General features: G+C 69.7%; 18 protein-coding genes. 2 read left to right on the forward strand and 16 right to left on the reverse strand.

Features of this window, described 5'->3' with window-relative positions; translation table 11 throughout:
- Positions 1 to 107: 107 nt before the first annotated feature.
- The 4 genes from L810_RS17530 to L810_RS17545 all read right to left on the reverse strand — a co-directional run bounded on the left by L810_RS17530 (position 108) and on the right by L810_RS17545 (position 3,768).
- Positions 108 to 935, reverse strand: coding sequence for an alpha/beta hydrolase (locus L810_RS17530; RefSeq protein ID WP_021159619.1), 828 nt, complete (start codon positions 933 to 935; stop codon positions 108 to 110).
- Between the two features lie 251 nt (positions 936 to 1,186).
- Positions 1,187 to 1,570 (reverse strand): VOC family protein, encoded by a 384-nt coding sequence (locus L810_RS17535; RefSeq protein ID WP_021159620.1) that lies wholly within the window; start codon positions 1,568 to 1,570, stop codon positions 1,187 to 1,189.
- A gap of 22 nt (positions 1,571 to 1,592) precedes the next feature.
- The gene (locus tag L810_RS17540; protein WP_021159621.1) at positions 1,593 to 2,555 is read right to left on the reverse strand and encodes a hydroxymethylglutaryl-CoA lyase; all 963 of its coding nucleotides are present in this window, start codon (positions 2,553 to 2,555) and stop codon (positions 1,593 to 1,595) included.
- A gap of 22 nt (positions 2,556 to 2,577) precedes the next feature.
- Positions 2,578 to 3,768: a CaiB/BaiF CoA transferase family protein gene (locus L810_RS17545; RefSeq protein ID WP_042975146.1), complete on the reverse strand. Its 1,191-nt coding sequence runs from the start codon at positions 3,766 to 3,768 to the stop codon at positions 2,578 to 2,580.
- Between the two features lie 253 nt (positions 3,769 to 4,021).
- Here L810_RS17545 and L810_RS17550 point away from each other — a divergent pair, with 253 nt between their 5' ends.
- On the forward strand, positions 4,022 to 4,987 hold the full coding sequence (locus L810_RS17550; protein ID WP_042975120.1) for a D-2-hydroxyacid dehydrogenase: 966 nt from the start codon (positions 4,022 to 4,024) through the stop codon (positions 4,985 to 4,987).
- A 307-nt stretch (positions 4,988 to 5,294) separates the two neighbouring features.
- On the opposite strand, the gene L810_RS17555 is transcribed toward L810_RS17550, so the two are convergent.
- From L810_RS17555 to L810_RS17610, 12 genes are all read right to left on the reverse strand, one after another.
- Entirely contained in the window at positions 5,295 to 5,507 is a 213-nt protein-coding gene (locus L810_RS17555; protein WP_006497261.1) for a hypothetical protein, read from the reverse strand.
- A 388-nt stretch (positions 5,508 to 5,895) separates the two neighbouring features.
- Positions 5,896 to 6,333 carry a hypothetical protein gene (locus L810_RS17560; protein ID WP_021159623.1) on the reverse strand — a complete coding sequence of 146 codons (438 nt, stop codon included), beginning with the start codon at positions 6,331 to 6,333 and terminating at the stop codon, positions 5,896 to 5,898.
- A gap of 124 nt (positions 6,334 to 6,457) precedes the next feature.
- Positions 6,458 to 7,390 carry an ABC transporter permease gene (locus tag L810_RS17565; protein ID WP_021159624.1) on the reverse strand — a complete coding sequence of 311 codons (933 nt, stop codon included), beginning with the start codon at positions 7,388 to 7,390 and terminating at the stop codon, positions 6,458 to 6,460.
- Positions 7,390 to 8,262, reverse strand: a complete 873-nt coding sequence (locus L810_RS17570) for an ABC transporter permease (RefSeq protein ID WP_021159625.1) — start codon at positions 8,260 to 8,262, stop codon at positions 7,390 to 7,392. Before L810_RS17570 ends, L810_RS17565 begins: the two co-directional genes overlap by 1 nt.
- 46 nt (positions 8,263 to 8,308) lie before the next feature.
- Positions 8,309 to 9,388 carry an ABC transporter ATP-binding protein gene (locus L810_RS17575; RefSeq protein ID WP_021159626.1) on the reverse strand — a complete coding sequence of 360 codons (1,080 nt, stop codon included), beginning with the start codon at positions 9,386 to 9,388 and terminating at the stop codon, positions 8,309 to 8,311.
- Between the two features lie 49 nt (positions 9,389 to 9,437).
- On the reverse strand, positions 9,438 to 10,604 hold the full coding sequence (locus L810_RS17580; RefSeq protein ID WP_042975123.1) for an extracellular solute-binding protein: 1,167 nt from the start codon (positions 10,602 to 10,604) through the stop codon (positions 9,438 to 9,440).
- 585 nt (positions 10,605 to 11,189) lie between these two features.
- Entirely contained in the window at positions 11,190 to 11,783 is a 594-nt protein-coding gene (locus L810_RS17585; protein ID WP_021159629.1) for an RBBP9/YdeN family alpha/beta hydrolase, read from the reverse strand.
- A 16-nt stretch (positions 11,784 to 11,799) separates the two neighbouring features.
- Positions 11,800 to 13,152 (reverse strand): MFS transporter, encoded by a 1,353-nt coding sequence (locus L810_RS17590; RefSeq protein WP_021159630.1) that lies wholly within the window; start codon positions 13,150 to 13,152, stop codon positions 11,800 to 11,802.
- Between the two features lie 187 nt (positions 13,153 to 13,339).
- On the reverse strand, positions 13,340 to 14,395 hold the full coding sequence (locus L810_RS17595) for a 3-keto-5-aminohexanoate cleavage protein (protein WP_021159631.1): 1,056 nt from the start codon (positions 14,393 to 14,395) through the stop codon (positions 13,340 to 13,342).
- Positions 14,396 to 14,513: 118 nt separating this feature from the next.
- A complete protein-coding gene (locus L810_RS17600) occupies positions 14,514 to 15,362 on the reverse strand; it encodes a TauD/TfdA dioxygenase family protein (RefSeq protein ID WP_021159632.1) in 849 nt (282 codons plus the stop codon).
- Between the two features lie 10 nt (positions 15,363 to 15,372).
- Entirely contained in the window at positions 15,373 to 16,353 is a 981-nt protein-coding gene (locus L810_RS17605) for a quinone oxidoreductase family protein (RefSeq protein ID WP_021159633.1), read from the reverse strand.
- A gap of 18 nt (positions 16,354 to 16,371) precedes the next feature.
- Positions 16,372 to 17,382, reverse strand: a complete 1,011-nt coding sequence (locus tag L810_RS17610) for a universal stress protein (RefSeq protein WP_021159634.1) — start codon at positions 17,380 to 17,382, stop codon at positions 16,372 to 16,374.
- Positions 17,383 to 17,623: 241 nt separating this feature from the next.
- Between L810_RS17610 and L810_RS17615 the strand changes: the two genes are divergently transcribed.
- The coding region (locus tag L810_RS17615) for an AAA family ATPase (RefSeq protein WP_042975125.1) at positions 17,624 to 20,058 on the forward strand (2,435 nt) is incomplete at its 3' end.

Here is a 20,058-nt window from a genome sequence, read left to right on the forward strand (position 1 = left end):
GTCCTGGGGAGGCCAGGCCGGTGCTTGCCGTCAGCGCGGCGGCCTGACGCCGATCATACGCCCGGCCGCCCCCTCGCGACACGGTGCACGACGACGCAAAACGGCGCCTAGCGCGGCGCGATCGACTGCAACGCGGCGAGCATCGCACCGTCCGGCTTCGCGAGATCGTCGAGCACGTCGAAGTGCCGCATGCCGGGGAGCCCGACGTGGACGATCCGTTCGCCCGCCGCTTCGCATGCCGTCGCATAGTCGCGTGCCTGCCGGACGAGTTCGGGCAGCTCGGCATCGCCGACCGCAACGACCGTCGGTGCGCCGGGCCCGACATGGCGCAACGGGCTGTACGCGTCCACTTCGCGCGCGCTGAGCTGCAGCTTGTCGTTCAGGACGCACAGCGAGATCGGTTCGAGATCGACGAGCGGGCTGATCGCGAGCGCCGACACGACGGCCGGATGCGCGCGGTACACGGCCGTCAGGTGGCCGCCCGCCGAATGGCCGCCCAGGTGGATCGGCCGGCCGGCGGTACCGATTGCGTCGGGGTCGTTCGCCAGGTAGTCGAGCAGCGCACCGATCTCGCCGACGATGCCGGTCATCGTCGCGACCGGCGCCAGCGTGTATTCGGCGAGTATCACGTCGAAACCGCGTGCGAGCGGCCCGCTCGCCGCGTACGCGAAATCCTCTTTCGCGCAGTGTTGCCAGTAGCCGCCGTGAATGAACACGAACAGCGGCGCATCGGGCCGACCGCACGACAGCCAGTCGAATCGCTGCGCGGGCTGCGCACCGTAACGCAGGTCGCGCCGGCCGCGCGTCGTGTCATAGAGCGCCGCGCTGCGCGCCTGCATCGACGCCAGCAGCGCCGGGAAATCGGGTACCACCTTCGTGTTCAGATAGGCGGCGTCGAGGGCCGCGCGGTCCATGCCGCGATAGAGGATCGTCATCGGAATCGTTCGGGTCGGGTTGCGGAAGCGCGGACGCAGGCGTCGCGTCCGGTGCGAAGGCGGCTTCTAAGTCGCCGAAGCACGCATTATCCGCAGCGCGGCACGGGCCGGCTATCCGGAATCGGCGAGCGCGGAAACCGGCTGTCCGTTTTCGGCGGCAGATCGACGCGGCAGGAGGCCGCACCGGTACGATCCGGGCCGCATGCGCGATGGCACGAGATGCCCGACGGTGCGCCGGCGGTCGGATCGAGTCAGATCAGCTCGGAGATTTCGACCAGGTTCAGGTCGGGATCGCGCACGTAGACCGAGCGGATCTTCCGCGTCGCGCCCGTGCGTTCGACGGGCCCTTCGACGATCGGCCATTCGACGCGCTTCAGGTGCGCGATCGCGTCGTCGAGCGGCACCGACGCGATGAAGCACAGGTCGAGCGCGCCGGGCACCGGCACATGCGCTTTCGGTTCGAACTCCGCGCCGCGCACGTGCAGGTTGATCTTCTGGTTGCCGAAGCGGAACGCGATCCGGCCGGCTCCGAAGGTTTCGAGCTGCATCTGCAGCACCTCGGTGTAGAAATGCGTCGTCCGGTCGGGATCGACGCAGGTCAGCACGAGATGGTCGAGGTGGTCAATCAGTGCCATGAGGTTCGCTCCGGTTGGTCGTTCACGAGAAAGCGCGTTGCGCGGGCATGTCGCCGGCGTCCGCGCGCGGCGGCGGATGAAGGTCCGAGCGGCGCCCGGCCTTCAGGATCTGGCTCGGCACGTCATGGCCGATCAGCGCCGGCAGCCGCGCCGACGCGGCCAGCACGGCCGCGAGATCGACGCCGGTATCGTAGCCGTCGAGTTCGAGCATGTGCACGAGTTCCTCGGTGCACGCGTTGCCGGTCGCGCCCGGCGCGTACGGGCAGCCGCCGAGGCCGCCGAGCGATGCGTCGAAGCGGTCGATCCCGGCGTCGAGTGCCGCGAGCGTGTTCGCAAGCGCCATCCCGCGTGTGTTGTGGAAGTGCAGCGTGAGCTGCAGCGCGCCGAAGCGCTCGCGCGCACGTGCCGACAGCTCCCGCACTTGCGACGGAAATGCCATGCCCGTCGTATCGCACAGCGTGAAGCCATGCACGCCGAGATCGGCGAAACGCTGCATCCACGCGAGCACGCCCTCGGCCGCGATGTCCCCTTCCATCGGGCAGCCCATCGCGGTCGACAGCGAGACGTTGATGGCGACACCCGTGCCGCGTACCGCGTCGATCACGTCGCGCAGCTGCGCGAACGATTGTTCGCGCGTCATCCGCAGGTTCGCGCGGTTGTGGCTTTCGCTCGTCGACATCACGAGGTTCACTTCGTCGACGCCGCACGACAGCGCGCGCTCGGCACCGCGCACGTTCGGCACGAGCACCGTGTAGACGACACCCGGTGCGCGCGCGATGCCGTGCATCACCGCCTCGGCGTCGCGCAACGCGGGGATCGCCCTCGGCGACGTGAACGACGTGACCTCGATCTTCGCGTAGCCGCAGGCGCTCAGCACGTCGACGAGCGCGATCTTGTCGTCGGTGTCGACGAATGCCGCTTCGTTCTGGAAACCGTCGCGCGTCGCGACTTCGTGGATGTAGAGCCGTGTGCGTTGCGCGCTCATGTCGTCGTCTCCTGGTTCGGGTTCAGATCACGCCGCGCGTGCGCCAGTCGCCGCGCGTCGCCGCATCGATGCCGAGCGTTTCGAGTACCGCGTCGGTATCCGCGCCCAGCGCGGGCGCCGGGCGCTCGATGCGCCCGGGCGTCGCACCGAGCTTCGGCACGATGCCGGGCACGAGCACGGGCGTGCCGTCGGGCAGCGCGGCATCGACGAGCATGTCGCGCGCGCGGTAATGCGGATCGGCGGCGATGTCGGCCACGTCGTAGATGCGCCCGGACGGGATGCGCGCGTCGTTCAATGCGGCCAGCACCGCGTCGAGATCGTGCCGCGCGCTCCACGCGCCGATCGCCGCGTCGATGCGTTCGACCTGCGCGACGCGCCCGTCGTTGTGCGCGAGCGCGGGATCGTTGCCGAGATCGGGCCGGCCGATCAACTCCATCAGGCGCCGGAAGATGCTGTCGCCGTTCCCGGCGATCAGTGCATACCGGCCGTCGCGGCAGCGATATGCGTTGGTCGGCGCGATGCCGGGCAGGCTGCTGCCGGCCGCCTCGCGCACGGCACCGAACGCCGAGTATTCGGGCAGCAGGCTTTCCATCATGTTGAATACCGACTCGTACAGCGCGACATCGACGACCTGCCCCTTGCCGCCCTGCTGCTCGCGATGCCGCAGCGCGAGCAGCACGCCGATCACGCCGTGCAGCGCCGACAGCGAATCGCCGAGCGAGATGCCGACGCGCACCGGCGTGCGGCCCGGCTCGCCGGTCAGGTGCCGCAGGCCGCCCATGGCCTCGGCGATCACGCCGAAGCCGGGACGGTCGCGGTACGGGCCCGTCTGGCCGTAGCCCGACACGCGCAGCATCACGAGCCCAGGGTTGATCGCGGACAGCGCGTCCCAGCCGAGCCCCCAGCCTTCGAGCGTGCCGGGCCGGAAGTTCTCGATCAGCACGTCGGTTTCCGCGACGAGGCGGCGTACCACGTCCTGCCCTTCGGGCGTGCGCAAGTCGAGCGTCAGCGAGCGCTTGTTGCGCGACTGCGCGGCCCACCAGACCGACGTGCCGTCGTGCAGCAGCCGCCATTTGCGCAGCGGGTCGCCGAGCGCGGGCGGCTCGACCTTGAGCACGTCCGCACCGAATTCGGCGAGCATCCGGCCCGCGAACGGGCCGGCGATCAGTTGTCCGAGTTCCAGCACGCGGATGCCGTCGAGGGGCCGTGTCATGGTTGTCTCCGATGAAAGCGTGTTGTCGATGACGGCGATCATGACGGCGTTCCCGCCCGGCGAAAATCGATCGATGCTCAACCAGCCTTTCCGAAACGGAAAGGCGTGCGCCGCGTCCGTTCACAAATGCGGTGCGCCAGCCTTTCCATCCGGGAAAGCGCACTCGCGCAACGGTCAAACGACGGCCCGCGTGCCGCCGGCAGAATCGAACCCGTTCCGCGCCCGCCCCGGGCGCCTGCCAGCGAGGCCCGCCATGTTTTCCGTTTCCTCTCCCGCGACGATCGTGTTCCTCGACCGCGCGACGCTGTCACCGCAAACCGTGCTGAAGCCGTTCCCGTTTCCGCACGTGTTGCGCACGTTCGAGCGGACGGCCGCGCACGAAGTCGCTGCACGCATCGGCGACGCGGACATCGTCGTGACCAACAAGGTGCGGCTCGACGCGGCGGCGCTTGCCGACGCGCGGCGCCTGCGGATGATCGCGATCGCCGCGACGGGCACCGACATCGTCGATCTCGACGCGTGTGCCGCGCACGGCATCGTCGTGAGCAATATTCGCGGGTATGCGGTCCGCACGGTGCCCGAGCACACGTTCGCGCTGATCTTCGCGCTGCGCCGCAGCCTCGTCGCGTACCGCGACGCGGTGCGCGCGGGGCGCTGGCTCGACAGCGGGCAGTTCTGCCTCTTCGATCATCCGATTCGCGACCTGGCCGGCTCGACGCTCGGGATCGTCGGCGACGGCGTGCTCGGGCGCGCGGTGGCCGGCATCGCGCGCGCGCTCGACATGCGGGTACGGTTCGCCGCGCACGGCGATGCATCGGGGGACGACTACGCGCCGCTCGACACGCTGCTTCGGGACAGCGACGTGATCACGCTGCACTGTCCGCTCACGCCCGCGACGCGACACCTGATCGACGCGGCCGCGTTCGCGCGGATGGCACGCCGGCCGTTGCTGATCAACACCGCGCGCGGCGGGCTCGTGGATGAAAACGCGCTCGTCGACGCGTTGCAGTCGGGGCAGATCGCGGGCGCGGGGTTCGACGTGGTCACGCAGGAGCCGCTGCCGGCCGCGCATCCGTTCCACGCGATCCTGTCGCATCCGGCCTTCATCCTGACGCCGCACGTCGCGTGGGCGAGCGACGAGGCGATGCAGGCGCTCGCCGATCAGCTCGTCGACAATGTCGCCGCGTTCGTCGAGGGCGCTCCGACGCATGTAGTGTGATGCGCAGGCGCGGAGATCGTTTCGACGGCTCTACGAGAAAAGCCCCGCTCGATTGCTCGAAGCGGGGCTTTGGATCGGGAGTTGCTTACGCCAGTGACCCGGCACGTAGCGGGTTTGTGCATCGGGCTCATGCATCCGCCCTGTCTTGCAGCGGGTTTCTGAATGCCCGATGAGCGCTACGTCAGGGAACTCGGGCCGCCGATGCTGCAGGGCCGGCCTGACGCTGGTCGGGCCGCGCACTGGATCTCGCCGGCTTTGGCTGCAGCGCACCACCCGGCGCGCTGATCCCGACCCGAACGCGCGCGTTTCAGTAAGCGGACATCTCGACGCAAGGATCGACCTTGGACGGCGAGCAGATGACCGAATACTTGGCGCTCTCGCGCATCAGCGCTTCGCCTTCGTGCAGCGCGATCTTGATCTCGGGGTGACGCTCGTACGCGAGGAATGCCGAGCACACGACCGCGGACATCACGACGAGGGAAAACACAAATTTTTCAAGGGTTTGGAAACGTTCAGGCATGGTTCGACCTATCACTTAGGCCGTGATTATATCTCGAAATTAGGGTTTTCCCTATAAGTCGGCCCGCATACCGAGGATGCATTCGGTCGCGCGCGGACAAGATGCTCGCGCCCTTTTTCCCTGCCGGTCCGCGCCTGAGTGTCGATCGAACAGGATGGGTCGACCGGTTGCGGGGTTCGCGCCGTATTGGCGCTGCCGGCAACCGTGTCCGGCCACCAGCCCGGTCGCGGTGCGCCAGCCCCGGTGCATCCGGCGATCCGCTTGCGGGCAATCGGTCGGTGGCGTGAAGTCGGTGGAAGGCGTGGCGCGGCGTTCGGGCGCGACAGGCCGCGTATTACCGGAGGGAAACGCCCCGCTCGTTGCCCTCGCAGGTCACCGCGTCACCATGTCACTGCGGTGCCGACGCGCCGCTTGCCGCATTGCCGGGCCATGCCTTGCCGATCTGGTCGACCAGCGATTTCGCGGTGCCCGTCACGATCGCCGCGTCGACGCCGGACGTCTGCCACGAGCCGTCGGCGGCCTTCACGAAGGTCAGGTTCGCGCGCGACGGCTTGTAGTCGGTATTGCGCCACGTGACCACGACGTCGCACGAGTAGGTGCGATCGCCGACCTTCTTGCAGTCGCCGTCGGGCTTCGCCGACACGACATCGGCCGAGACGGGCAGCGGCTGGCCGAACAGCGCGTTCAGCCCGCCGTGGTTTTCCGCCTCGAGCGCGCGGCGCACGGCGGCATCGACGTCGCCCGATCCGGGGCCGTCGTGGAGCAGGTTGCACGCGGCCAGGAGAGTCGATGCACCGGCGAGTGTCAGCAGCGTCTGGAACTTCATGGATATCCGTTATCGGGTGAACGCCGCGTAGTCTGCAACGTCCGCGTATCGTGCGCGGTATCCATTTGTAACCAATTGCACGGGCGCGATCGCCCCTCCGCTTCGCCCGCGCCTGCTGACGCCCCTACTGCCGCTCCTGCTTCACGCGGCTCACGAGCTGCGTCGGGCTCACGAACTGCAGCGCGATGACCACCCACACGAGCGTGATGGCCATGTAGATCATCGCCATCGCGTCGATCGACTGCGGCGCGCGCACACCGGTTGAGAACACCGCGTAATACAGCGCGACGACGAGTGTCTGCGTGCTCGGCCCCGCGGTGAAGAAGGTCAGCTCGAACATCCCGATCGTGCGCACCAGCACGAGCAGCCCCGCCGCGAGCATGCCGGGCACGAGCAGCGGCAGCAGCACATGGCGGAAATAACGCCACGTGTTCGCGCCGAAGATGCGCGCGGCGGCTTCGAGATTCGGATCGATCTGCTCGATGAACGGCGTCATCACGAGGATCACGAACGGCAGCGCCGGCACGAGGTTCGCGAGGATCACGCCGGGCAGCGTGCCCGCGAGCCCGACCTTGTACATCACGGTGGCCATCGGGATCCCGTACGTGACGGGCGGCACCATCAGCGGCAGCAGGAACACCAGCAGCGCGAAGCGCTTGCCGCGAAACTGCACGCGCGCGAGCGCATAGGCGGCCGGCACGCCGAGCGCGATCGACAGCAGCACGACCGCGCCAACGACCTCGACGGTCACCCACAGCACGCTCGCGAGCTGGAAGTCCGCCCACGCCTTCGCGTACCAGTGCAGCGTGAAGCCCTGCGGCAGCGGCGTGCCGAACCAGCGTGTCGCGATCGAGTTCACCGCGACGGTCGCGATCAGCAGCATCACGTTCAGCAGGAAGAACGCCATCAGCCCCCAGACGAGCGCGTGCCACGCACGGCCGGCGAGATGGCTTGCCATCTTCCGCGGTTTCCTCGCGTCGGCGGGCCGCACGTCGGGCGGATCGGGCGCATCGTGCTTCGGCGGCCACGCGCGGGCGGCATGATTGTCGGTCGCCATCAGCCCTTGCCCCCCGTCACCGCGCCGGTATAGAAGAAGCGGCGCGCGCCGAGCATCGACGCGACCACCAGCAGCTGCACGAAACCCATCACGATCGCGATCGCCGACGCGAGCGAATAGTCGTAGCTCTCGAACGCCGCTTCCGCCGCCGCGATCGAGATCACGCGCGTGGGCCCGGCCGGCGCGCCGAGCAGCACGGCCGACGGGAACACCGAGAACGCCTGCACGAACGACAGGCACGCGGCCATCGTGAGCCCCGGCACGAGCAGCGGCAGGTAGATCCGCCGGAACTGCTGCCACGGGTTCGCGCCGAGCGTCGCCGCCGCGCGCGCGAGTGTCGGGTCGATGCCGCTGATGTACGAGAGCATCAGCAGGAATGCGAACGGAAAGCCCGACACGATCAGCGACAGCAGCACGCCCCAGTAGTTGTGCGTGAGGCGCACTTCGTCGGTGTACAGGTGCAGCCCCTGCAACGCCTGCGGGAACCAGCCGTTCGGCCCGAAATACGTGAGCATCCCGTCGGCGACGAGCACCGTGCCGAGCGTGACGGGAATCACGAGCAGCGTCGTGACGAACTTCTGGTAAGGCGAATTGCGGCGCAGCGCGAACGCGACGGGCACCGCGACGCCGACGTTGAGTAGCGTCGCCGGCACCGCCAGCTTCAGCGTGACGAGCACCGTGGGCCACATCGCGGTGTCGGTGAAGAACTGCACGTAGTTCGCGAACGCGCCGCCGCTGTTCATCGGCTGGAACGACAGCACGAGACCGTAGGCGAACGGATAGACGAACAGCGCGACGATGAACGCGAGTGCGGGCGCGACGAGCCATGCTTTCGCGTCGCGCGGTGTGCCGCCGGCCGGGAGCGTGCTCACGCGGCCTCCCGGTGGCGCGTTGCGGTGCACGCGATGCGGCGGCCGTTCATCGCGCGTCTCCCGCATAGACGAGCGTGCGCGACGGCGCAACACATAACCGCAAATGCTCGCCTTCCGCGAATTCGCCGGCCACGCGCGCCCAGATCGGGCCGAACGGCGTGGCCGCACGGATCAGCGAATCGCGGCCGCCGTATTCGACCGTTTCGACGGTCGCGTCGAACGCGTTGTCGGCGCCGTCTGCCGCGCGCTCGATGTCGTCGGGACGCAGCGCGACCGCGACGTCCTTCGTGTCGAAGCCGGCCATCGGCACGCCCGTGAGCCGCACGCCTGCGGCGCTGACGTTTACGTGGCCGCCGGCCATCCCGTCGAGCGTGAACGGCAGCACGTTGCGATAACCCATGAAACGCGCGACGTGCAGGTTGTGCGGGCGCGTGTAGACGTCCTTCGGTGCCGCGACCTGCTGTACGACGCCCTCCTTCATCACGACGATGCGGTCGGCCATCGACAGCGCCTCGTCCTGGTCGTGCGTCACGTAGATCGTCGCGCGTTCGAGCTGCGTGTGGATGCGGCGGATCTCGGCGCGCATCTCGATGCGCAGCTTCGTGTCGAGGTTCGACAGCGGTTCGTCCATCAGCACGAGCGGCGGCTCGATGACGATCGCGCGTGCGATCGCGACGCGCTGCTGCTGCCCGCCCGACAGCTGCCCGGGCAGCTTGCCCTCGTGGCCGACGAGCTGCACGAGTTCGAGCGCCTGCTGCGCGCGCCGCCGCGTTTCCTGCTTCGGCACGCCGCGCATCTTGAGGCCGAAACCGACATTGTCGAGCACCGACAGGTGCGGAAACAGCGCGTAGTTCTGGAACACCATCCCGAAGCCGCGGCGCTCGGGCGGCAGCACGTCGATGCGCGTGTCGTCAAGCCAGATGCCGCCGCTCGTGAGCGGCTGCAGCCCCGCGATGCAGTTCAGCGCGGTCGACTTGCCGCAGCCCGACGGGCCGAGCAGCGCGATGAACTCGCCGCGCCGGATCTCGAGGTCGAGCCCGTTCAGCGCGGCGACCTGCGCACCTTCCGCATTGGTGAAGCTGCGGCTGACGCCATCGAGCCGCAGCCGTTCGAAACTCTGCTTCATTGCGCGAACTCCATCGACGCGGGCGCCGCGGCGCCCGCCGGCCCATGCGTCACTTCGACTTCTGCGAACCGATCTCGCGGTCCCACTTCTGGAACGCGGCGACCATCGCCTGCGCGCTGAGCGGCTGCACGTGCGGGCGATCCGCCAGCAGCTTCGCGTATTCCGGGCGGCCGAACTTGCGGATCACTTCCTGGCTGTGCGCGGGCGCCATTTCGAGCGTCACGCCCTTCACCGCCGGGCCCGGATAGAAGTAACCGTCGTCGTAGGTCATCGCCTGCTGCGCCGGTTCGAGCAGGAAGTTCATCAGCTTGAACAGCACGTCGAGCTTGTCCTTCGGCACGCCCTTCGGGATCACCATGTAGTGCGCATCGTTGACCCACGTCATGTTGTCGAACGCCTGGACCCGGAACTCGGCCGGCACGATGCCGAGCGCACGCGGGTTGAGATCCCAGCCGGTGACGGTCACGGTCATGTCCCGCGTGCCTTCGCCGAGCTCCTTCATCACTGCCGACGTGCCGCCCGGGTAGTACGGGACGCAGTCGTTGAGCTGCTTCAGGAACGCCCAGGTCTTGTCCCAGCCGTTGATCGGGTCCTGCGGGTTCTTGTCGCCGAGCACGTACGGCAGCCCCATCAGGAACGTGCGGCCGGGGCCCGAGTTCGCCGGGCGCGCGTAGATCAGCTTGTTCGGATGCGCCTTGCACCACGCGAGCAACTGGTCGGGTGTCTTCGGCGGGTCGCTGACCTTCGCCGGGTTGTATTCGAGCAGCGGGCCGGCCGGCATGTAGGTGACTTCGAGACCGAAGCCCTGTGCGAGGTCCTGCATCTTGCGCGGGCCGGGTGCGTACCGGTCGAGCACGCCGGGGAATGCGCCCGCGTTGTCGGGCAGCACCTTCAGCCACAGGTTCTGCTCGATGCCGGCGGCCAGCGCGTCGGTGCCCGTCAGCACGAGGTCGATGTCGGCGCGCCCCGCCGCCTGCATCGCCTTGATCTTGCCCGGCAGCTGCGGCGCCGGCGCGTTCGTGAACGTGACGCTCGACACGAGGGTCGGGTTCTTGTCCCTGAAGGCTTCGATGGCCTTCTGCGTGAGTTGCAGGTTGCCCGCGACATCGACGATGTTCAGCGATACGGGGGCGGCAACGGCTGCCGAGGCCGACAGCGTGAAGCCCACGGCGAGTGCGATCCGGCGGACACGGCGAGCGATCGTGGTGGCGTTCATGTCTCCTCACTTCGGTCGGTGGATGGGACCTTTCTTTTCAGGAAATCATGACGGCGTTATACGATGTCGGTCAACAAAAAACCGAGGTGGCCGGGGCGGGACTTTCCCTGACAAACACCTTCCGGTGAGTGCCAGTTTGATTACCCGGCAAGATGGGCCGGGATCGCGGCTGGATGCCCAGTCGTCTTGCGACGTCATATCTCTGCCGGGGCAATCCCGGCGAAGTGGATTCAACTGGCCCCGACTGGATCGGTGCCGTCAGCGTTCGGCAGGCCCGGCAAATCAGCGGTTCTTCAGCGCGATCAACACGTCCCGGTGGCCGGAAATGATTTCGCGCCGCGCGGGACGTCGTCCTCCTCGGCTTCGGTCGAAGCCTTGGCCTCGTGGGTAGGACGGATGATCGTGCGGGGTTTCAACGCAACGCCGTACAGCACCTTTCGTTTGGGATCCGTGACGGCATTCCGCAAAAAATGACAGCGATCGGCCGCTTGTCCGTCAATCGGATGGAGCGGTCGCGTCGCTGTCAGTCATGGCGCCCGATGAATGGACGAAAACGGCCCGAGGACGGCAAACAATGCCCGAATATCAATTCCTCAAGCCTGAATCGCCTTCACCCAACGCCATCACCTCGCCGATCAACCGTTCCGCATCACTCCACTCGCCATACCCCGACGCCGGATTCAGGTGCCCCACTTCGCCGAGATCGACGAGCCTGCTGCCCCACCCTGCCGCCAGCGTTTCGATGCGATCGAAGCGCGCGAGCGGATCGTTGCGGCTCGCGGCGACGATGCTCGGAAACGGCAGCCGCCCGGTCGGTACCGGCGTCCAGCCGTGCGCGTCGATCGCGTCGGGCGCCGGATAACCGGCGGGCATCGGCGTATCGAGATCGGCCGGCGCCGCGAGCAGCGCGCCGTGGATCTCGCGCGTGGCCTGCCGCGCCCAGTGCACGGCAATCATCACCCCCGCGCTGTGCGCGACGAGGATCACGGGGCCGTCGATCGCGGCCAGCGCCGCATCGAGCGCCGCGACGCGTGCGGCGCGGCTCAGCTTGTCGGCTTCGAGCGGCGCGACGGCGCGTGCGTTCGGCAGGCGTCGTTCGAGGTGCGTCTGCCAGTGGTCTTCGACGTGATCGCGCAAGCCGGGCACGATCAGGATGGTGGGTGCGGTCGTCAGGGTCATGCAGCCTCCGAAGCGTTCAGGAAAGTCTGGACGCGCGTCGTTCGCGTTCGACGCGCGCGAGGTCGGCCACATAGCTCGCGCGTCCGATCGCGAACAGCACGGCGGCCATGAGCGGCACGACGGGAATCCATTGGAGTGCGCCGACAAGGCCGGCGCGATCGGCGGCCCACCCCGTCAGCAGCGGGCCCGGCGCCATGCCGAGCAGGTTGTTGGCGAGCGTGAGCGTCGCGAACGCCGATGCGTGGATCGCGGCCGGCGTCAGGTTCGCGACCATCGCGCCCGACGCACCGGACGCGCCCGCGCCGACCAGCATGCCCGCGCAGATCAGCGCGAGCTGCAGCGGCCCGGGCGGCAGCCGGAACGCGACCGCGAGGCAGACGCCGGTCAGCACGCAATACGCGATCGCGGTCAGCCACTTGCGCTTGCCGTCGGTTTTGCCGACGCGGTCGGTGACGATCCCGCAGCCGACCATCCCGATACCCGCGAGCAGCACGAAGCCGGCGGCGAGCACGGCCGCGCGGTCGGGCGCCATCGCGTAGTAGCGGTTCAGGTAGCTCGGCAGCCATGCGAACAGCGCGCCCGGCACGAACAGGTGCAGCCCGCTGCCGAGATACGCGCAGATCACCGAACGCGACGCGAACAGCCCCGACATCAGCACGCGCACGCTGCCGCGCAGGTCGCGCGGCGTGTCGCTGTCGCGCCGGCAGGGTTCGGCGCCGCATTCGGTGCCGAATTCAGAGCGATATGCGGCGAGCCGCCGTTCGGTCACGACGCAGCGATACGCGACGAGCAGCACGATGCCGAGCGCGGCCATCACGCCGAACGACCAGCGCCAGCCGAGATGCGCGCCGACGAGCCCGCCGAGCGCCATGCCGAACACGGAGCCGAACGCGCCGCCGGCCATGAACGCGCCGGTCAGCGTCGCGCGCAGCCGCGCCGGGAAGATGCTGAGGATCAGCGCGACGCCGACGCTGCCGTACGCGGCTTCACCGAGCCCGACGAGGCCGCGCGCGACGAGCATCTCCGTGTAATGGGTCGACAGCGCGCAGCCGAGCGTCGCGACGCTCCACAGCGCGGCCATCAGCACGATGCTGCGCACGCGCCCGAAGCGGTCGGCGAGCACCGACAGCGGAAACGTCAGCAGCCCGACCAGCAGCGCGACGACGCCGGAGAGCGAACCGAGCTGCGTGTCCGACAGCGCCCATGCTTGCTTGAGCAGCGGGAACACGGCGTTGAGCACCTGCCGCGACATGTAGTCCGACAGCAGCAGGCCGACGGTCAGCCCGAACACGAGCCACGCATAGGCGGGCGCGCGCCGGCCGGCGGCGGCGACGTCCTGGATCGACGGCTCGACATGATGGATCAGCATGCGTGTCTCCTCCGGCACCGGAGCGGTCGTGCTCCGGCGCGGCTTGCGTGGCCCCGCTCCGTTGACCGGAGTCCGCCCCCGCATCACGCGCGGGGATGGGTGCCACGCCACAACGATCGGCGGGCCGCGGCCGCCATGGCCGCGGGCCCGGATGCGCGGATGCGCGGATGCGCGGATGCGCGGCGCGTCAGGCGGCCCGCAGCGGCACGTTCGGCTGGCCAGGCCGGCGGTTCGGCGCCATCCCGAGCTGCGCGAGGGTCTCGTCGATGCCGTCGTACTGCACGCCGATCCGGTAGATCGCCTTCGCTTCCTTGCCGGTCGCGATGTCGCGGCCGAGTTCGCGCGCGATCCGTGCGCACTGCTCGACCTGCTGCACCGAGGTCATCCGGTTGCCCTTCTGGTCGATGATCGTGTCCTCGATCCCGCAGCGCGGATGCAGGCCCAGCGCCATCGCGACCGTGTTGATCGGCAGCACGTTCTTCATCAGGGATTCGAGCGTGATGCATGCGCCGTCCGGGCAGCGCCGCACGAATTCCATGAAGTTGTACGGATTCGGGCCGTCGAAGCCGCCGCCGATGCCGACCCACGTGACGTTCAGCGGGCCGCGATAGACGCCACGGCGGATGATCCGTTCGAGCGTTTCCAGCGCATGCATGCCGGTGAGCTGGAAATGCGGCTGGATGCCGGCCGCCTGCAGGCGGCGCAGGTGCTCGTCGACCCAGCCGGGGCCGGCCGGCACGGTCATCTCGCGGTACGCGTCCCACAGCGCGGCTTCGTTCAGCGACGTGCCGGCGATGTCCTTGCGGTTCATCAGCTCGGTGATGTTCATCTGCACGGTGTTGATCGCGACCGTCACCTGGTCGGGCTTCGGCGTCAGCTCGGCGAGCATGTGGCGCGTGTCGTCGGACAGCCATTTCGCTTCCGCGCCGTCGCCTTCCGGCGCAAACGAGATCGAGCCGCCCACCTGCAGGATCATGTCGGGCACCGCCTCGCGCAGCCGGCCGAGCAGCTCGTTGAACTTCGACAGCCGCTTGCTGCCCTTGCCGTCGAGTTCGCGCACATGCAGGTGCAGCACCGTCGCGCCCGCGTTGTAGCAGTCGACGGCCTTCTGCACGTGCTCGTCCATCGTCACCGGAATGTCTTCCGGAAAATCGGCGGGCATCCATTCGGGGCCATACGGCGCGACCGTGATGACTACCTTGTCCTGGTTTTCCGGGTGCAGCGAATCGTCGAGAAATTGCATGTCGTCCTCCAGTGGAAATCGTTTTTGTGCAGGCGTACGGGCGTGCGTATCCCGCCGCGCCGGGCGGCGGGCCCGGCGCGTTGTTCGGCGTGGCGAATCGGTTAGGGTGCGAGCGCGCTCAGAACGGCACGTCGCCGACGATGCCCGCGCGCTCCATCCGGCGCACGCACGGCGGGTAGTCCATGACCGCGTAATGCTGCGTGCTGCGGTTGTCCCAGATCGCGACGCTGTTCTTCTTCCAGCGCCAGCGCACCTGGTATTCGGGGATGTATGCCTGGCTGATCAGGTATTGCAGCAGCTGGCCGGCGCCGGGATTCGCGTCCTGCCCGACCCGCACGCGCGCGGGCGTGTGGTAGTTCGTGAAATGCGTGGTGAACGCGTTCACGTACAGCACCTTCTCGCCGGTTTCGGGGTGCGTGCGCACGACCGGATGCTCGGCGTCCGGGTACTGCGCCTTCAGCGCGAGGCGCTTGTCGATCGGCATCGCCGCACCGAAGCTCGCCTCGATGCTGTGGCGCGCGCGCAGGTCGTCGATCTGCTGCTTCACGTGGTCCGGCAGGCGCTCGTAGGCGAGCACCATGTTCGCCCACATCGTGTCGCCGCCAACCGGCGGACCGTCGATGCAGCGCAGCACGCAGCCGAACGGCGGCGCCACGCGCCAGCTCGCATCGCTGTGCCACGCATTCTCGTAGCGGTCGTTCGGCTGGTCGGGCGACTTGTAGATCCGCACGAGCCCCGGGTGTTCCGGGTCGCTGCCGGCGACCGGATGATCCTCGAGCTCGCCGAAGCGCCGCGCGAACGCGACGTGCTCGGCGCGCGTGATGTCCTGGTCGCGCAGGAACAGCACGCGATGCCGCAGCAGCTGCGCGCGGATCTCGGCGAACAGGCCGTCGTCGTGCACGGCGTCGGCGAGGCTCACGTCCAGCAGTTCCGCGCCCAGCGCGCAGGTCAGGGGTTCGACTCGCATGCGCGTCTCCTCAGACGATGAACACCGACGAACCGGTCGTCTTGCGCGATTCGAGATCGCGGTGCGCCTGCGCGGCATCCTGCAGCGCGTAGCGCTGGTTGATTTCGATCCTGATGCGGCCGGCCGCGACGTGCGCGAACAGTTCGCCGGCCAGGTCGTTCTTCTCGGCCGGATCGGCGATGTAGTCGGCCAGCGCCGGGCGCGTCAGGTACAGCGAGCCCTTCATCGCGAGGCGCTGCGGATCGAACGGCGGGATCGGGCCCGACGCGGTGCCGACGCACACCATCAGCCCGCGCCGCTTCAGCGAATCGAGCGAGCCTTCGAAGGTGTCCTTGCCGACGCTGTCGAACACGACGTCGACGCCCGCGCCGTCCGTCAGCTCGCGCACGCGTTTCGCGACGTCCTCGCGGCTGTAGTCGATCGTATGGTCGCAGCCGTGCGCGCGGGCGATCGCGGCCTTGTGCTCGCTGGAAACCGTGCCGATCACCGTGAGCCCGAGCAGCTTCGCCCATTGCGACACGATCAGCCCGACGCCGCCGGCGGCCGCGTGCAGCAGGATCGTGTCGCCCGGCGCGAACGCGTGGATACGGCGCAGCAGGTAGGCCGACGTCAGGCCGCGCATCGTCATCGCCGCGGCCGTTTCGCACGAAATGCCGGCCGGCAGCCGCACGAGCGGCGCGGCGGGGATCAGCCGCTCGGTGCTGTACGCGCCGAGCGTGTTCAGGAAGCCCGTGTACGTCACGCGGTCGCCGACGGCGACGTTCGTCACGCCGGGGCCGACCGCATCGACCACGCCGGCCGCCTCGACGCCGATCCCGGCCGGCAGCGGCACCGGATACAGGCCGCTGCGGAAATACGTGTCGGCGAAATTCAGCCCGACGGCCTCGTGCCGCAGGCGCACCTGGCCGGCACCCGGATCGCCGACGTCGACTGCTTCCCAGCGCAGCACGTCGGGGCCGCCGGTTTCGTGGAATCGCACTGCATGTGCCATCGTGTTCTCCGTATGTTGTCAGTCGGATGCGCGCCGCGCATCGTCGGGTTCGTTCATGCCCGGCGGCGTCGCGGCTGCGCCGTCCGCCAGCGGGTCGTCCAGTCCGGCCCAGTCCGCGTCGCCCAGGTAGCGTCGCGCGGCCGGGAAAATCACGCCTTCCATCCGCCCCATCTGCTCGAACGCGCCGTACGCATAACGGGCGAGCGCCGCGTCGAACGCGGCCGACGGCAGGCCGTCCGCGGCGATTCGCTCGAGCGCATCGAGCGCTTGCGCATCGCGCTGCCGCTGGCGGTCGAGTTCGTCCAGTTCGGCCGCGACGCACTCCGCACGCACGCGCAATGCCGCGAAGAGCTGCGCTTCGGCGGCCGTGCCAACACGGGCGCGCTGCAACGCGGCGAGCGATGCCAGCGCACGCTGCGCGTCGGCCGCGTGGCGCAGCGGTACGTCCGCGTGTGCGTCGGTCGCCATCAGGCCACGCTGCGCGTCTCTCGCTTGCCGCTGCTGCTGTGCATCCACGTCCACATCCGCGTCCGCGCCGTACGCCATCAGCGCATGCAGCAACTCGCCGACCGCGCGATGCGCATCCAGGCAACGCGCCATCACGCGCGCCTCGGCCGGCGTGCGCCGCGACGTGCACACGAGCACCGGTACACCGCTCGTCGCGAGCAGGTGCCGCCGTTGCGCGCAGGCCGCCGCATCGGCATCGTGCGGCAGCGCCGCAACGCCGATCAGGTCGCAGCCGAGTTCGGCCGCCAGCGCGGCAGGTGCCGCGTCGCCGGCCCCCGGATGGCCGGCCCCCGGAAGGCCGGCCCCCGCGATCACATGGGACAAGCCCTGCGCCCGCGCGGCGGCTTCCACTTTCGCACCGTGTTCCGGCAGCCGCGCTCCGGATAAACGCGAGGCCGGCGCGGCGCCGGCCAGCAGGAACGTGACCCGGGCGCCGACCGCGCGCGCCAGTTCGAGCGCATGGCCGATCGCGTCGATGCCGCCGGGCGCGCCGTCGACCGTCACGAGCAGATGGCGGTACATCGTGCCGCTCCGTTTATCCGGCGAGCGACGCGTTGCGCCGCGTGCCGGTCGATACGATGTTCATGGCCCTCTCCTCGTTGCGTTCGTCGTGAATCGGAACCCATGCTATCGACGCGGTGCCGGTACGGCCCCACTCGTCGCGGGGGGGATTGACGCGCGAACGCGGTTCGGCCGATCCTTCCCCCCACACCCACCCCGGATGCTGGCCCGCACGGCACCGCCGGATTCCCACTGCTGCCCGATGGCCCACCCACCCGCTCGCGCCGACGCGCCTCCCACCGAACTGGTCCTGAAGACGACCGCGCCGCGCGTGCCGGCGCAGTTGCTGGCCCGCGCGCGGCTGAGCCTCGCGTCGCCCGCTTTCGACGGCCGGCCGGTCACGCTCGTGCAGGCGCCGGCCGGTTACGGCAAGACGTCGCTGCTCGCGCAATGGCGTCGCGAGACCCTCGCGCTCGGCCGCGCGGTCGTATGGCTGTCGGCCGACGAGCGCGACGATGCGCCCCGGTTGCTGCAGGGGCTCGTGCAGGCGGTGCGGACCGGTTGCGCCCGGCCCGGCTTCGGGCGCCTGATCCCGCCCGGCGCGGCCGACGCGGCGCGTGCGCTCGAGGGCGTGACCGCCTGGCTGGCCGAGGTCGCGCAGCTGTCGATCGACGCGCTCCTGATCGTCGACGATGCGGAGCGGTTGCCGCCGGCCGGCCTCGAGGCGCTGACCTACGTGCTGCACAATGCGCCGCAAAACCTGCATGTCGTCGTCGCCGCGCGGCGCGGCCTCGACCACACGGCCGGCGACCTGCTCGCCGGCGGGCAATGCACGCTCGCGGGCCCCGACTGGCTGCGCTTCACGCTCGACGAGACGATCGCGCTGGTCGGCGCGCGTTTTGCGCAGCGGGTCGACGCCGACGCGTGCGCGCGGCTGTTCGAACGCGTCGACGGCTGGCCGCTCGGCCTGCAGCTCGCGATGGCCGCGATGGCGCGCTCGGCCGATCCGCGCCAGGCGGTCGACGCGCTCGCCGCCCGCGTGGACGGCACACGCGACCGCCTCGTCGAGCTGCTGCTCGCGAACCTGTCGGCCGACGACACGGCGTTCCTGATCCGCACGAGCGTCGCCGATCGCCTGCATCCGTCGCTGTGCGCCGCGCTGCTCGACGACGCGGACGCGCCCGGCCGTCTCGCGCGGCTCGCCCGCGACACGCCGCTGTTCATCGCGTCGGACGATTCGGACTGGTGCCGCCTGCATCCGCTCGTGCGCGACACGCTGCGCGACCGCCTCGCCGCGGACGCCGGGCGCAACGGATTGCATGCGCGTGCGGCCGCCTGGCTCGACGCGCACGGGATGACCGAGGAAGCCGCGCGCCACGCGTATGCGGCCGGCCAGTTCGAGGTGGCGTACGGGCTCGCGCAGCGCTGCCTCGAGGATGCGATCAAGCAGGGCCGCATCAACGACGTGCTCGACTGGCTGGCGCTGCTGCCCGACGCGGAGCTCGACAAGCGCCCGACGCTGCGCATCGCGGTCGCGTGGGCACTGGCGCTCGGCGAGCGCCACGTCGAGGCGCAGCGCCAGATCGCGGGCATCCTCGCGGACACCGGCACACCCGCGGCGATGCGCTACGAATGCGCGCTGATCCTCAGCGCGGCCGCGTATTACGCCGACGAAATCGACCGTTTCGTCGAGCTGTTCGAACCGTGGGCCGACTTCACGCCGCCGGCGGCGACCTGGCTCGCGCAAATGCACGCGAACCGGCTGTCGGCGCGCGCGATCATCGTCGGCGAACCGGCGCAGGCGCGCCGCTTCCAGCACGCCGCGCCACGCGGCGAGACGGCGGCCGGGTTCGGCTACGTCGCACGCTGGGGCGAGCTGATCACGGGCCTGAGCTACCTGCGCGAAGGCCAGGTCCGGCTGGCCGACGACACGCTGTCGCCGGCGCTGGCACGCGCGGAAGCCGATCTCGGGCGCCGCCATCCGCTCACCTGCATGCTCGCGGCGATGTGCGCGGCGCTCGCGTACGAGGCCGACCGTGTCGACCAGGCCGCCGCGTTGCTCGCGAACCGGCTCGACGTGCTCGAACATGCGGGTACGCCCGACACCGTGCTGCTCGGCTATCGCACCGCCGCGCGCATCGCGCTGCTGCGCGGCGTCGAGCACCGCGCGATCGACCTGCTCGAAGCGCTCGACGCGATGGGCGTCGCGCGCCGCCTGCCGCGCCTGTCGGTCGCGAGCCTCGCCGAACAGGTGCGTATTCACGCGGCGCGTTATCGCGAGGCGACCTGCCATGCGCTCGTCGAGCGGATCGATGCGATCGCGGCCGCCGAGTTTCCGTCGCACGGCCCGTTGTGGCGGCGCCCGGTCGTGCTGCTGCAGGCGAGCGCGCATGCGGGTGCGGCGCTGGCCGCGCGCCGCTGGGACGACGCGCGCGCGGCGCTCGACGAAGCGGCGGTGCTGGCCCGTGAAATGAGCATGGGGCAGGCGCGCATCGAGATCATGGCGCTCGGCGCGTTCGCGCGCGAACAGTCAGGCGGCGACGGCCGCGCGCTGCTCGACGAGGCGATGAACCTCGCGGAGCTGTTCGGGCTCACGCGCACGCTCGCCGACGCGCATCCGGCCATCGCCGACTGGGCGCGCCGCGCCGGCGACGAAGCGGCCGCCGGCGCCGGCCCCGCGCGGCACGCGCTGCCGCC

It is taken from the genome of Burkholderia sp. AU4i (genome assembly GCF_000466765.1).
Taxonomy (GTDB): domain Bacteria; phylum Pseudomonadota; class Gammaproteobacteria; order Burkholderiales; family Burkholderiaceae; genus Burkholderia; species Burkholderia cepacia.